This is a genomic window from Companilactobacillus kimchiensis (assembly GCF_001438805.1).
Classification (GTDB): Bacteria; Bacillota; Bacilli; order Lactobacillales; family Lactobacillaceae; genus Companilactobacillus; species Companilactobacillus kimchiensis.
The window spans coordinates 63,345-77,547 of the sequence record NZ_JQCF01000004.1 but is presented as its reverse complement, the minus strand read 5'-3'; the positions used below and the strand labels follow the sequence as shown (position 1 = coordinate 77,547).

At 34.7% G+C, this 14,203-nt stretch carries 14 protein-coding genes; 13 read left to right on the top strand and 1 reads right to left on the bottom strand.

Annotated features, from left to right (window positions below; translation table 11 throughout):
* Positions 1-99: 99 nt before the first annotated feature.
* The 8 genes from IV57_RS03440 to holA all read left to right on the top strand — a co-directional run bounded on the left by IV57_RS03440 (position 100) and on the right by holA (position 7,549).
* The gene (locus IV57_RS03440) at positions 100-1,278 is read left to right on the top strand and encodes an FtsW/RodA/SpoVE family cell cycle protein (RefSeq protein WP_057880154.1); all 1,179 of its coding nucleotides are present in this window, start codon (positions 100-102) and stop codon (positions 1,276-1,278) included.
* A gap of 4 nt (positions 1,279-1,282) precedes the next feature.
* The gene (locus IV57_RS03435) at positions 1,283-1,546 is read left to right on the top strand and encodes a YlbG family protein (protein ID WP_057880100.1); all 264 of its coding nucleotides are present in this window, start codon (positions 1,283-1,285) and stop codon (positions 1,544-1,546) included.
* A complete protein-coding gene (gene rsmD, locus IV57_RS03430) occupies positions 1,546-2,097 on the top strand; it encodes a 16S rRNA (guanine(966)-N(2))-methyltransferase RsmD (RefSeq protein ID WP_057880099.1) in 552 nt (183 codons plus the stop codon). Before IV57_RS03435 ends, rsmD begins: the two co-directional genes overlap by 1 nt.
* Before the next feature lies 1 nt (position 2,098).
* A complete protein-coding gene (gene coaD / locus IV57_RS03425; RefSeq protein WP_057880098.1) occupies positions 2,099-2,590 on the top strand; it encodes a pantetheine-phosphate adenylyltransferase in 492 nt (163 codons plus the stop codon).
* A gap of 6 nt (positions 2,591-2,596) precedes the next feature.
* Entirely contained in the window at positions 2,597-3,652 is a 1,056-nt protein-coding gene (locus tag IV57_RS03420; RefSeq protein ID WP_057880097.1) for a SepM family pheromone-processing serine protease, read from the top strand.
* 41 nt (positions 3,653-3,693) lie between these two features.
* Positions 3,694-4,305: a helix-hairpin-helix domain-containing protein gene (locus tag IV57_RS03415; protein WP_057880096.1), complete on the top strand. Its 612-nt coding sequence runs from the start codon at positions 3,694-3,696 to the stop codon at positions 4,303-4,305.
* 162 nt (positions 4,306-4,467) lie between these two features.
* On the top strand, positions 4,468-6,561 hold the full coding sequence (locus IV57_RS03410; protein ID WP_162261209.1) for a DNA internalization-related competence protein ComEC/Rec2: 2,094 nt from the start codon (positions 4,468-4,470) through the stop codon (positions 6,559-6,561).
* Entirely contained in the window at positions 6,536-7,549 is a 1,014-nt protein-coding gene (gene holA / locus IV57_RS03405; RefSeq protein WP_057880094.1) for a DNA polymerase III subunit delta, read from the top strand. The genes IV57_RS03410 and holA overlap by 26 nt, the downstream gene beginning before the upstream one ends.
* A gap of 78 nt (positions 7,550-7,627) precedes the next feature.
* Here holA and rpsT read toward each other — a convergent pair whose 3' ends face one another.
* Positions 7,628-7,876, bottom strand: coding sequence for a 30S ribosomal protein S20 (gene rpsT, locus IV57_RS03400; protein ID WP_057880093.1), 249 nt, complete (start codon positions 7,874-7,876; stop codon positions 7,628-7,630).
* Positions 7,877-8,090: 214 nt separating this feature from the next.
* On the opposite strand from rpsT, the gene rpsO reads away from it, so the two are divergent.
* The 5 genes from rpsO (at position 8,091) to tig (ending at position 14,113) form a co-directional block, all read left to right on the top strand.
* The gene (gene rpsO / locus IV57_RS03395; protein WP_057880092.1) at positions 8,091-8,360 is read left to right on the top strand and encodes a 30S ribosomal protein S15; all 270 of its coding nucleotides are present in this window, start codon (positions 8,091-8,093) and stop codon (positions 8,358-8,360) included.
* A gap of 174 nt (positions 8,361-8,534) precedes the next feature.
* Positions 8,535-10,232 carry a ribonuclease J gene (locus IV57_RS03390; RefSeq protein WP_057880091.1) on the top strand — a complete coding sequence of 566 codons (1,698 nt, stop codon included), beginning with the start codon at positions 8,535-8,537 and terminating at the stop codon, positions 10,230-10,232.
* A gap of 37 nt (positions 10,233-10,269) precedes the next feature.
* On the top strand, positions 10,270-11,220 hold the full coding sequence (locus IV57_RS03385) for a tetratricopeptide repeat protein (protein WP_057880090.1): 951 nt from the start codon (positions 10,270-10,272) through the stop codon (positions 11,218-11,220).
* Positions 11,221-11,425: 205 nt separating this feature from the next.
* A complete protein-coding gene (gene tuf / locus IV57_RS03380; RefSeq protein ID WP_057880089.1) occupies positions 11,426-12,616 on the top strand; it encodes an elongation factor Tu in 1,191 nt (396 codons plus the stop codon).
* A gap of 210 nt (positions 12,617-12,826) precedes the next feature.
* Complete coding sequence (gene tig / locus IV57_RS03375; protein WP_057880088.1) at positions 12,827-14,113, top strand: trigger factor; 1,287 nt, start codon at positions 12,827-12,829, stop codon at positions 14,111-14,113.
* The last annotated feature ends 90 nt before the right edge of the window (positions 14,114-14,203 follow it).

The following is a 14,203-nucleotide window of genomic DNA, read 5'->3' as shown; positions in this document are numbered from 1 at the left end:
TTAGCTCTTTTTGTTTTGACAAATTGGTATGCCAAGTGTGGTTTTTTTCTCCATTTGTTTGGTGGTATAATCTTATTATCAGATTTTAGGAGTTCAAATGTGAAAAAATTAAGGAAAATAGACTTATGGATAGTCATTCCATATATTTTACTATTGGGAATTGGAGTTGTTATGGTGTATTCTGCCAGTTTTTACAACGCCCTAATAGTTGGTGGTAAGACTGATCAGTATTTGATCAAACAAGCCTCCTATGCGGTTTTAGGACTCTTTCTTTGTTATGTAGCTTTTATGCTTAAAGAGAAGATTCTTAAGAGTCAGCGCATTCTGAGTTTTGTTATGATCGTAACTTGTGGTTCATTGTTTTATTTGTTGGGCCGGGCTTATCTGGTACCAAGTAGCCGTGTTAATGGGGCATCAGCTTGGATCAATTTAGGTTTGATCAATTTTCAACCACTAGAATTAGCTAAATTATTTTTAATAATGTTTTTAGCATTAATGCTGACTAATAAGCAGAATCGTTTGCTCAATAAGCAAGGCTGGAAAGAAGTCGTGCGAGAAGTGTCTCAGCCATTGTTAATTGTTGGATCAATCATTATCATGGTTTTTTTTCAACCAGATATTGGTGGAGCGCTGATATTATCTTTAATCACGTTGGTATTGATCTCCTCATCAACGATTCCTGGTAAACTAATTGCCGAACTTAGTGGAGTTTTGTTGACAGTTTTTATTGCCATGATTGTGATCATCACTAAATTCCCACCAGCTTTTGTAAAGCATAATTATGCTTATCAGCGTTTTCTAGCAATGCAACATCCGTTTCAATTGGAACAAAAAGCTGGAGCACAGTTGGTCAATTCATTTTATGCAATCAGTAATGGTGGTGTTTTTGGAGATGGATTGGGAAATAGTATCCAAAAACGTGGTTATCTGCCGGAGCCGCATACTGATTTTATTATGTCGATCATTAGTGAAGAATTAGGTTTTGTAGGTGTCTTCATCGTACTTAGTTTACTAATGATATTAATCTTGAGAATGATCTCATTGGGATTTCGTTCTAAGAAAACCTATAATTCTCTGGTCTATTATGGTGTAGCCACAATGATCTTGGCACAGATCATCTTAAATGTTGGAGGACTTTTAGGATTAATTCCGCTGACAGGTGTTACTTTGCCATTTATCAGTTATGGTGGTTCTAGTATGCTAGTCTTATCAGTTGCTTTGGGAATTGTTTTGAACTTGGAAGCGACTGCTAAATTTGAAGAAATAAAAAAAGGGTGAGTTTATGTATAAAAAAGTGGAACGTCAGGCCTTGTATGTCTGGGTCTACTCGTTAAAGTGGAGAAAAAAATTACAACGATACGGTACGATTTATTACACATCTCCCAAAATGAAATATGTTATGTTGTACGTTAATGCTAATAAGGCTCCTGAAGTTAAAAAGGAATTGATTTCCAAAAACTTTGTTAAAAGAGTGTCATTTGCGCATCGTAAAGAATTGGATGAACATTATATATTGAAAAATAAAGATGGCGAAGAGGAAGCTTAATGAAAGTTGTTTCAGGAAAATTTCGTGGTTTAAATTTAAAAGCAGTACCGACTGATAATACGCGTCCAACGTCCTCCAAGGTCAAGGAAGCAGTTTTTAGCATGTTGTCGCCATACATGGTGGATGGGAATGCTTTGGATCTTTTTGCAGGTACTGGAAGTTTGGGGATTGAAGCAGTCTCAAGAGGTTATGAGAAAGCTTATTTGGTTGATAAGGCTTATAAGGCCATTAACACGATCAAAGAGAATATCGAGAAGACACATGAAGAAACAAGTTTTGTCGTGATGAAATCTTCAGCAACGGATGCATTGCAAAAGTTTAAAACTGATGGCGTAAAATTCGATTTAGTCTTTCTAGATCCACCTTATCGAATGAAAATCACTGAACAAATTATTAAAGATATGGTCGAGCAGGATCTGTTGAATGATGGGGCTGTGATTGTAGATGAAACCGACTATGATATTGATTTAAGTGACTTTGATCGAATCAATTTACTTAAAGAAAAGAATTATAAAGATACAAAAGTTGCTTTGTATCAATTTGGAGGCTAATATGGCACAGAAAGTAGGACTTTATGCGGGAAGTTTTGATCCCATTACGAATGGTCATTTAGATATCATTCGTCGGGCCTCAAGATTATTTGATAAGTTATATGTTGTTCCTATGACTAATACCTCAAAAAATTATTTGTTTACTTATGAAGAGAAGAAAAAATTTATTGAAGATGAAATTCCTGATTTAAATAATGTGGCGGTTATTGATGGTAAAGATGAGTTATCAACTACCTTAGCCAAACAAGTTGGAGCCCAATTTATGATTCGTTCAATGCGTAATTCTGATGATTTTGGATATGAGTCAGGTGTGGCTTCGATCAATAAGGTTTTGGACGATGAGATTGAAACAGTATTCCTACTTGCTAGTAATAAATATGCTACGATATCTTCATCAATGATGAAAGAGGTTGCCAAATTTGGGGGAGATATTTCTGAATTTGTACCTCAAACAGTTGCACAAGCATTGGTAAAGAAGCTGAGAAGGGAATAAGTAACCTTGAAATTTAATAAAACTAGAAATAAAATTTTTGGAGCACTATTTATCTTTATTGTAGTTGTAGCTTTCTTCATGGTTCCAACGGGTTATTATTTGGAAGTTCCCGGAACGGCTGAAGATACCTCACAATTTGTTAAGGTTGATGGAAAACATGATAAAAAGAAGGGGAATTTACTGTTAACAACGGTAGGAATCGTTCCCGGAACAGCTTTTACTATGTTAAAGTCCATGGGGAATAGTTTTGAAACTATTTATTCACAGCAAGATCTTATGGGTGATGAAAATAGTCAAGAATATTTCCGTGTGCAACAATATTATATGAAATCAGCTACTAATAATGCTATTCAGGCTGCCTATACTAAGGCTGATAAACCTTTTACTAAGAAATATCTGGGTGTCTATGTAATGGATGTAATGGATAATTCTGACTTTAAGAAGAAATTACAAATTGGTGATACGATCACATCGATCAATGGATATCATTTTAATAATGCTGATCAGTTTATCAAATATGTAAAAAAGCAAAATAAACATTCAAACGTTAAAATTGATTTTTTACGTGATGGTAAGGCTAAGACAACTTCTGGTGGTTTAGTTAAACTAGCTGATACGAAACGATTCGGTTTGGGAATTACCTTGACTGATAACACTGAAGCTAAGGGGAATCCATCAACAAAGATCAATGCAGGAGATATTGGAGGCCCATCAGCGGGATTGATGTTTACATTACAGGTTTATTCCCAGGTGGCCAATAAAGACCTCAAAGCTGGACGAACGATTGCAGGTACTGGAACAATTGCTCCTGATGGGACGGTTGGACCAATTGGTGGAATCGAAAAGAAAATTTATGCTGCTTCCGAAGAAGGTGCTACTGTCTTCTTTGCACCAGATGATCCGGTAACTAAAGAAATTAAAAAGTATGAACCCGGTTATGTGAATAATTATCATTTGGCATTGCGCGCCGCCAAAAAAATTCATACTAAAATGAAAATTGTACCGGTGAAGAACTTAAACGATGCAATTAATTACCTTGAAAAAACTAAACAGTCCAAATAAGGGCTGTTTTTTTTGCGTAGTTTTTATACGAGGTGATAAAAATGGAAACTATTTTGAACTATTTAAAGAAAAATATTCTAAGTTCGTTGGTTATATTGATTGTGGTAGTGGCAACATCAGGTTATTTTTTAATGCATAAGACGGCATCTACACAGCCAGTTAAAAATGAATTGAGAACTGAGATTAAACCAGCTAAGAAGGTAGCGACAAAGGAAAAACCAGCTAAAGCAAATGTCTTGGTAGTTGATATCCAAGGAGCCGTTAAAAAATCCGGCGTTTATCGAGTTAAAAATGGTGCGATAGTTCAAGAAGTTTTACAAATGGCGGGAGGATTAAATAGTAACGCTGATACCAAACAAATAAATCAGGCGCAACGGGTGACTGATCAGATGCAAGTTTATGTACCTTATCAAGGAGAAAAAGTTGCTTCAACGTCTAATAAAACCGGTAATAAAGAAAGTAAATTAGTTAATATTAATTCGGCCACAGTTGATGACTTTAAGGATGTTACAGGAATTGGTCCTAAAAAGGCTGAGAAGATTATTGCTTTTCGTGAGAAAAATGGTAATTTCAAAGAATTACATGACTTAACCAAAGTTTCAGGTATTGGTGAGAAAAGTTTAGATACTTTAAAAGATCAATTGACCGTTTGATCAATGAAAGGACGCTGGATATTTTTAGGCTTAATAGTGATATTGATTATTTTTAGTTATTTTGAAACTAAATTTTTTCTGATATTGTTAATTTTGTTAGGGCTAAGGATTTTAATTCTCAAAGATTTAAAACTGAATTTATTGATAGTTATAGTGGCTGGAATGTTTTTAGTTAGATGTCAATTGATCAAACAACAACAGATCCATGAACCACAAGTTCGAGTGGGTTTATTTTCTCCAGATAAATTAACGGTTAATGGAAATAGTTTAAGTGGTGAATTAAAAGGTGAAACTGAGTCTGTTCGTTTTATTTATCAATTAAAAAGCCAAGCGGAACAAAAATATTGGCGCAATTTGCGAGAGATTGTTCAGGCACATGTGATTGTAAAAAAGATAACTGATATTTCTGGACCGAGAAATATTGGGGAATTTAATTTTAAAAAATATCAAAATAATAAAGACATTCATTATTCACTACAAGTGGTTACAATCGAGCAACCACAAGTTTTTAAACCAAAAACTATTAGTGATAAAATAAATGTTTTACGAATACATATAATTAACTATTTGGCTGCTTTGCCCCATTGGTTAAGGGTTCATAGTCAAAGTCTATTAGTTGGTTATACTGGTTACACGGATAAAGATTTTCTGAAGATCCTGAGTGTTTTGGGAATAATCCATTTATTTAGTCTGTCAGGGTTACATGTTTTAATATTATTGACACTGATTCTAAAACTTACCTCTGCCATTAAGATGCCAGTAGAGTGGGTCAATACGAGTATGCTTGCAGTATTACCTTGTTATGGGTTATTGGTGGGGTCCAAAAGTGGAATCTGGCGAGCGATTGTATTAGTGATGGTAGGAATTATCTTTCAAAAATTAAAAATATCAGTTAGTCGTTTGGATATTTTTAGTGTAACTTTAATAATTTGTCTATGGATTTATCCATTTGCAATTGTTGAGATGGGAGGACAGTTAAGTTTTTTGCTTTCGTTTGCCATACTTTATTTATACCGCCAAGCGAGTTTTTTACTGACGATTTTTAAAATGAATTTAGTCAGCTTGCCAATAATTTGTTTTTATACATATCAATTCAATTGGTTGAGTTTACTGATAAACTTTTTTTTCGTACCAATTTTCACGTATTTTATTTTACCCATTACAATTATTTCGGCACTAACCGTGAAGTGGTCCTATTGGAAAACAATCAATTATGTTTTTGATGAACTATACAGGCACTTAGATATTATTGCTAATGATCCTAATTTTATTTTTATCACAGGTCACTTTTCAGAGGGATTAGTGGTTATTTTAGTGATAATAGTTTTATTTTATGTAGAAAGCCGTAATTTTTTTAATAAATATTTGTTACAATATTTAATTGTTTTGAGCATTTGTATTCTCATCAACAAATTCCCAGTATTTGGATCGGTGAATCTAGTTGATGTTGGTCAGGGAGACAGTATCATGATTACGACCCCGTTGAATCGGAAAACTTTTTTGATCGACACCGCAGGTAAATTAAGTTTTCCTGTACCAGGGTGGGCAAAACGAGTCAATAGTGATCAAGTTACTAACAGTACCATTCCGTTCTTAAAATATCGGGGAATTACTCACATTGATAAATTATTTTTAACGCACAAGGATGTCGATCACGTAGGTAATTTGGAGAGGCTGTTAAGCACGTTTCGGGTTAATGAGGTTAATTTTGGTGTCGGTTTAGAGAATAATCCACGAATTAAAGCGGCAATTAAAGCTCACCCGACGATTAAATTTAAAAATTTGCGACAAGGAGATATTGTAGATACTGGATTTATTAAGTGGCAAGTATTGTGGCCTAAAGTCAGTAGTGTTGGGGAGAATGGTGATTCTTTGACATTATTAGCCCAAATTAAACATAAAAAATGGTTGTTTACGGGTGATTTAGATAGTGAGAGTGAAAAGAAGATTCTTTTTGATCATAATTTTCAAGTCGATTATTTAAAAGTTGGTCATCATGGTTCGAAAACAGCCACGAGTAATCAATTATTGGATGCCATCCAACCAAAATGGGGTTTTATTTCTGCAGGAATTGATAATCGCTATGGTCACCCAAACAAAGAAACCTTAGAGCGGCTTGATAATCATCAGGTCAAATATTTAAATACGGCTGAATATGGTATGATATCTTGGTATTATTATTTCTTTAATGATGAGGAAAAGATAACGACTTTTTTAAAGGGTGACTTGATTGAAAATAATAGAACTAAAAAATAATTTAAAACAAGGTAATTTGAACAATGTTTATTTAATTACTGGTAAAGAACGGGTTTTTATTAAGGATATTCAGAAATCATTTAAAGAAATTATGTCCCCTGAAGAACAGGAGATGAATTTCTCTAACTTTGACTTAGAAGAAGTTTCTTTGAGTGATGTGATTAATGAGGCCATTTCGGCACCTTTTTTTGGGGAAAGAAGATTAGTTTTTGCTGAAAACCCCTATTTTTTAACTGCTGAAAGAACGAAAAACGCAATTGAACAAGATGCTGATTTATTGTTGAGATATATTCAAAATCCAACACCATCGACAATTTTGGTTATATTTGCTTCATACGATAAATTAGACGCACGTAAAAAAATTGTTAAACAACTTAAAAAATTGGCAGCAGTTGTTGATGCGGGTCAAATGGAAGGTCCAGCGTTAACTAGGACCGTAAAAAATGATCTAAATAATGCTGGTTATCAAATTGATCCAGATGCTCTAGATTTATTGATCAATAAAACCAAGGGAAATTATTCGCTGATTATCAATCAATTAGATAAATTAAAGATGTATTCCTTAAAAACCAAACAAATTGATCGGAATGCTATTACGGAATTAGTTCCACAATCACTGGAAGATAATGTATTTGATTTGATGAATGAGATTTTAAACAAAAATATTTATCAAGCAGAGGAACTATATCATCAATTTTTATTACAAAAAATCGATCCAATTTTATTGGTGGCCATTATAACTTCGCAATTGCGCCTATTAATTCAGGTCAAAATATTATCTGAGAAGGGTTTGTCAGAAGCTACAATTTCTAAAAACCTAAAATTACATCCATATCGAGTTAAATTAGCTCATCGTCAGATAAGGGCTTTGCAGATGAGACAGTTGCAGCTCATGTATGGCGATATTGTTAATCTAGATTATCAAATTAAATCTGGACAGGGTGACAAAGAATTGCTGTTTGACCTGTTTATTGCTAAATTTGCCTAAAAAAAGAGACTCAGAATTTATTCTGAGTCTCTTTTAGTTTTTGATAAAATAAAAAAGCAACCTAACGGCTGCTTATCATTAATTCAATTTTGAAAGTCGTGACTTGTCGCGAGCAGCCTTGTTAGCCTTGATTAGGCCTTTAGACTTAGCCATATCAATGGCGCGGACAGCTGTCTTGAATAAATCTTCTTTGTTGTCAGCGTTGTTAGCAGCTGAAGTTTCGAAACTCTTGATTGCTGAACGCATTGAACTTCTTTGTGCGTTGTTACGAAGATTTGCACCTTCTGCAGTCTTGACACGTTTCATTGCTGATTTAATTTGTGGCATTAATTTCACCTCCGATTACCTAGTAAGCTTAAAACTCAATACATAGAATTATACATAATTCCTATTGCCAATGCAATAAAATGTCGATTTTTTTTCAGTATTGCAAAATTAACCATTATGTAGTAAATTAGTTAGTTGTGTTAACCATGCTCTGTTTGACGAATCACCAACGCAAACATAGTCTGGCTAAATATATAAGGAAAAGGTGAATGAAATGGCTATTTCAAAACAAAAGAAAAACGAAATCATTAAACAATATGCACGTAAAGATGGAGACACTGGTTCTCCAGAAGTACAAGTTGCTGTTCTAACTTACGATATTAACGCATTGAACGATCACTTGAAAGTTAACAAGAAAGATCACCATTCATATGTTGGTCTACTTAAGAAAATTGGTCACCGTCGTAATCTATTAGGTTACCTACGTGGCAAGGATATTCAACGTTACCGTGACTTGATCCAATCATTAGGTCTACGTCGTTAATAATGATTTTAGGAGTTTCCAGCGATGGAACTCCTATTTTTTTTGCATATTTTTTCTAAATAGTCGTGAATATGGTAAAATAGCAATCAGGTATAGCTTAAATAGTCTTAAAAGACTTAAGAATCACAATAGAATATTATGATCTATGCTATTTTAATGAAATGAGAGATGAATATGAGCAAAAAAATTAAGATAATTTTGTTAAGTGGCGTACGTGAAACTGGCAAGAATATGTACGCAGTAGAAGTAAATGATGAGATTTATATTTTGGATATTGGTTTACAGTATCCTGATAATGACCTTTATGGTATTGATGTAGTCGTACCTGATATGACTTATATCAAACAGAATATTGATAAAGTGGTGGGAGTATTCCTATCACATGGACATGCTGATGCTATTGGAGCTTTACCTTATTTAATCAGTGAATTTGATATTCCAGTCTTTGGTTCAGAGATGACCATTGAACTAGCAAAGATCGTTTGTTCAAATGATCCACGTAGTAAAAAATTTGCTAATTTCCATGTTATTGATGAAAATACAGCGATTGATTTTGAAGAGGCATCAGTTTCATTCTTCAAGACGACTCACTCAATTCCTGGTTCTTTAGGAACAGTTATCAAAACTAGTGAGGGTCAAATTGTTTATACTGGTGACTTTAAATTTGATCAAGCTGCTACACCAATATATAAAACTGATTATGGTCGTATTGCTAAAATTGGTAGTGAACGTGTTTTAGCTTTATTAAGTGACTCGGCTAATGCTGAATCACCATATGAAAACTCTAGTGAAAAAGATATTTATGAATATATCCTTGATACCTTTAATTATCACAATGGTCGAATTATTGTGGCTCAGGTAGCTTCTAATATTCAAAGAATGCAACAAGTAATTGATGCAGCTGCTAAGACAGGGAGAAGAGTCTTTCTTTCTGGTACTGATGCCGAGAAGATTTTGAAAACAGCCTTAAAATTAGGCTATTTAACACTTTCTGATAAGAACTTGATTGTTCAACCTAAAGAACTAGATGATATTGATAACAATAAATTAGTTATTATTGAAACTGGTAAAATGGGTGAACCAGTTAAATTGCTTCAAAAGATGGCTAATCCAGCTGCCAAAACAAAATTCCAAGTAGTAGAAGGAGACCTAGTCTTTATTGCTACAACACCTTCACATGCTATGGATACAACAGTTGCTAAGGCACGTGATGCCATTTATCGTACAGGTGCAGAAGTTAAAGCATTGGGTGATGATAAGCATTCATCAGGTCATGCAAACAAATCTGACCTACAATTAATGATCAATTTATTGAACCCAGAAAACGTTATTCCTATTCAAGGTGAATATCGTTTACTCGATTCTCACGCTAGAATTGCACATGAAACCGGTATTCCATATCAAAATATTTTCCTAACTAAGAAGGGTGATGTTTTGAATTATGAAAATGATCAATTCTATCTTGGAAAAGGTGTCGATGCTGGAGATACTATGATCGATGGTATTGGCGTTGGTGATATTGGTAGTATTGTGCTTCGTGATCGTGAATTATTGGCCGAAGACGGTGTCTTTATCGCAGTGGCTACAATTGACCGTAAGAAGAAAAAAGTCGTTGCTAAGCCTAAAATAACTGCACGTGGCTTTGTTTATATGCGCGCTAGTCGTGATTTGCTTAGTGAAAGCTCAGATATCATTGTCAATACAATCGTAGATTATATGCAAGATAGTAAAGATTTTGATTGGTCAGACTTAAAACAAGGTGTTCGTGACAAGTTGAATCACTTCTTGTATGAACAAACTAATCGACACCCAGTTATTTTGCCAGTAATCATGGAAGTTAATCAAAATAGACACAGAAAAGCAAAAAAATAGAATGATTTAATTTGTTCAAATATTGTTGAGGTACTTTATGGACGGAGACTCAGATAATCTGAAAAAAATTATCGATCAGGCCGACGAAGCTTTTGAACAAGGAAATTGGGACGAATCGGCTGATTTATATACACAGGCATATGCGATGCAGCAAACTTTTTCAATAAATAAAGGGCTTGCTGCATCTTTATTGAATCAAAAACGTCCAGGTGATGCTGAAGCTGTGATTTTAGATTATTTTAATTATTACCTCAGTGAACCGGACACGGCGGAATTGGCATTAGATATTATTTTAGAGAATAATGACTTTTTATTAGCTAATCAAATGTTAAGTTTCTATGACAATAATCAACAACCAAACATCAAAAATGATGTAATTGATGATTTTATCCGTCGAATTAAAGTGGCAGAAGATAGACATGAAAGATCATTTAAACCAGAAAAAGAAAAAATAACGAGTCGGTTGTTGTCGATCGTTACAGAACCCACAGCTGAACAAATTCAGTTACTCAGAAAGTTAAGGGAATTTAACAAAGATGATTACATCAATAGTGCAAAAGTATTATTGGAGAATCCCTTGCTACATCCGCTTTTAAAGAGTGAAGCACTGGAGAATTTATTGAAGCTGGGAGTCGATGAAACGGTTGATATTTCATTCTATGGTAAAAATAAGACTTGCATTCCAAGCAAGCTAATGCCTATCATGTCAACTGATGTCTATTTGAAAATGTGTGACGAATTAGAAAAATTATTAACTGATGAGAACGAATCACAAGCAGAGAACTTCAAAGGTGAGTTATCGCTGTACGCCGCTTTTGTATACCCATTTGGAAAAGAAATAATAAAAGACCCTGCCCTCTGGACAAAAGCAATGCTTTTAAGGTATGGTTTAGTAGATGAATCACAGATGCGTGATAATCAGGGGCTAGATGGAGTAAATACTTGGTTGAAAAGGTTCGATGAACTGATTAATACCTTCCAGGAGTAAAAAAATTAAACTTTTTTCACTTTGAGTATTTACAATTCCGTTTACTCCCCGTATAATCCAAAGAGTATATTTTTGGTCGGTGATTTGCGTTGAATTACTTTGCTTTCACCTCTGAAAGTAGTATAATTTTTCAGTAAAGAGTCGTCTAAAGAGCATTTTCTTTGGATCAATCTTATGAAATGAAATTTTAGGAGGATTCTTTGTAATGGCAGAAAAAGAACATTATGAGAGAACAAAGCCCCATGTAAATATTGGGACAATTGGTCACGTTGACCACGGTAAGACTACTTTAACAGCAGCAATCACTAAGGTATTGGCTGACAAAGGTTTAGCTAAGGCTGAAGATTACGCTGATATTGATAAAGCCCCAGAAGAAAAAGAACGTGGGATTACTATCAACACAGCCCATGTTGAATACGAAACTGAAAAGCGTCACTATGCCCATATCGATGCTCCAGGACATGCTGATTACGTTAAGAATATGATCACTGGTGCTGCACAAATGGATGGTGCCATCCTTGTTGTTGCTGCAACTGATGGTCCTATGCCACAAACACGTGAACATATCTTGCTTGCTAGACAAGTTGGTGTTGGTTACATTGTTGTATTCTTGAACAAGACTGATCTTGTTGATGATCCAGAACTTACTGACCTTGTTGAGATGGAAGTTCGTGAATTATTATCAGAATACGATTTCCCAGGGGATGACATTCCTGTTATCCGTGGTTCAGCTTTGAAGGCTCTTCAAGGAGACCCTGAAGAAGTTAAACACGTTGAAGAACTTCTTGATGTTGTTGATGAATATATCCCAACTCCAGAACGTGATAACACTAAGCCATTTATGATGCCTGTTGAAGATGTCTTCACAATCACTGGTCGTGGTACTGTTGCTTCAGGACGTATCGATCGTGGACAAGTTAAAGTCGGTGATGAAGTTGAAATTGTTGGTTTGAAGCCAGAAGTTACAAAATCAACTGTTACTGGTCTTGAAATGTTCCGTAAGACACTTGACTTAGGTGAAGCCGGAGATAACGTCGGTGTACTACTACGTGGTATTAACCGTGATCAAGTTGAACGTGGACAAGTTCTTGCTAAACCAGGTTCAATCAAGACTCACAACAAGTTCAAGGGTGAAGTTTATATCATGAGTAAAGAAGAAGGTGGACGTCATACTCCATTCTTCTCAAACTATCGTCCTCAATTCTACTTCCATACAACTGATGTTACTGGTGTTATTGAATTGCCAGAAGGTGTAGAAATGGTTATGCCTGGTGATCAAGTTACTTTTGAAGTTGACTTGATTGCTCCAGTTGCTATTGAAAATGGAACAAGATTTACTGTTCGTGAAGGTGGCCGTACTGTTGGTGCCGGAGTTGTTACAGAAATCTTAGACTAATTTTTAAATTAGTGATGATAATTAAAAAAGAGTTGGTTAATCCAGCTCTTTTTTTTATGCTTAAATGTTCAAAAATGAGTCAAAGTATCATATAATAGAAAAATGATGTCTTAAAAAAATCTAGAAATCACGTCAAATGTTTACAATATTATCTTTTTAAGGTAATATTACAAAGTATGAGATCGTTGAAATACCGGAGGGATAATATAAATGTCTGCTAAGGCTAAATATACAAAAAAAGAAAACAATACTGGTGAATTAAAATTTGAAATTGACCAAGAAACTATCAAGAACGGTTTAAACACTGCTTTTGATCGTGTAAAGAAGAACTTAAACGTTCCTGGTTTCAGAAAAGGTAGAGTACCTCGCCAAATCTTCAACCGTATGTACGGTGAAGAAGCATTGTACGAAGATGCTCTAAATGCTGTTCTACCAGTTGCTTACGAAAAAGCTGTTGGTGAAGTAAAAGTAGAACCTGTTGACCAACCACAAATTAGTGTTGACTCAATGGAAAAAGACCAACCTTGGGAAATTACAGCTACTATTACTGTTAAACCTGATGTTGAACTTGGTAACTACAAGGGTCTTGAAGTTAAGAAGCAAAAACGTAATGTTATGAAGGCTGACGTTGAAGACCGTTTGGCTGAATTACAAAAACAACAAGCTGAACTTGTTCTTAAAGACGGTAAAGCTGAAAAAGGCGACACAGTTATTATTGACTATGTTGGTACAGTTGATGGTAAAGAATTCGATGGTGGTAGCGCTCAAAACTACTCACTAGAACTTGGTTCAGGTACATTCATTCCTGGATTCGAAGACGAATTGATTGGTCACGCTGCTGGTGAAGACATTAACGTTAACGTTACATTCCCAGAAGATTACCAAGCAAAAGATTTAGCTGGTAAAAAAGCTGTCTTTGCTACAAAACTTCATGAAGTTAAAACAAAGGAATTACCTAAGTTAGATGATGACTTTGCTAAGGATGTTGACGAAGATGTTGACACACTTGAAGAACTAAGAACAAAACTTCACGATGAAATCAAAGATTCAAAGAAGGATGCTGCTGAAGAAAACATTCAAGAAGAAGCAATTGCTGCTGCAGTTAAGAATGCTAAAATCGACTCAATTCCTCAATCAATGATTGATACAGAAGTTGAAAACCAATTGAACCAATACTTGGCTAACCTTCGTCGTCAAGGTATCGATCCTAAATTGTACTACCAAATGACTGGTACAACTGAAGATAGCTTGAAACAACAATTTGCTAAAGATGCTCAAGAACGTGTTAAGACTGATCTTGTTATCGAAGCAATCGTTGCTAAAGAAGGAATCAAACCTTCAGAAGACGAAATCAAGAACGAAATCAAATCATTATCTACTGAATATAAGATGGAAGAATCAGCTGTTAGAAATGCACTTTCTGACGAAATGTTGGCTCATGATATCGCTGCTAAGAAGGCAATCGAAATGATTGTTGACTCAGCCGAAGAAAAGTAATCAATACTTTTTAATAAAAATCAGGAAGCCGCGAGGCTTCCTTTTTTTATAAAAGAGGGTATAAAACTAATTACTTTACTCTTAATTATT

Coding starts and splice junctions, on each gene's coding strand:
- IV57_RS03435 (WP_057880100.1), top strand. CDS start 1,283: ATGTATAAAAAAGTGGAACGTCAGGCCTTGTATGTCTGGGTCTACTCG.
- rsmD (WP_057880099.1), top strand. CDS start 1,546: ATGAAAGTTGTTTCAGGAAAATTTCGTGGTTTAAATTTAAAAGCAGTA.
- coaD (WP_057880098.1), top strand. CDS start 2,099: ATGGCACAGAAAGTAGGACTTTATGCGGGAAGTTTTGATCCCATTACG.
- IV57_RS03415 (WP_057880096.1), top strand. CDS start 3,694: ATGGAAACTATTTTGAACTATTTAAAGAAAAATATTCTAAGTTCGTTG.
- IV57_RS03410 (WP_162261209.1), top strand. CDS start 4,468: ATGTTTTTAGTTAGATGTCAATTGATCAAACAACAACAGATCCATGAA.
- rpsT (WP_057880093.1), bottom strand. CDS start 7,876: ATGCCACAAATTAAATCAGCAATGAAACGTGTCAAGACTGCAGAAGGT.
- rpsO (WP_057880092.1), top strand. CDS start 8,091: ATGGCTATTTCAAAACAAAAGAAAAACGAAATCATTAAACAATATGCA.
- IV57_RS03390 (WP_057880091.1), top strand. CDS start 8,535: ATGAGCAAAAAAATTAAGATAATTTTGTTAAGTGGCGTACGTGAAACT.
- IV57_RS03385 (WP_057880090.1), top strand. CDS start 10,270: ATGGACGGAGACTCAGATAATCTGAAAAAAATTATCGATCAGGCCGAC.
- tuf (WP_057880089.1), top strand. CDS start 11,426: ATGGCAGAAAAAGAACATTATGAGAGAACAAAGCCCCATGTAAATATT.
- tig (WP_057880088.1), top strand. CDS start 12,827: ATGTCTGCTAAGGCTAAATATACAAAAAAAGAAAACAATACTGGTGAA.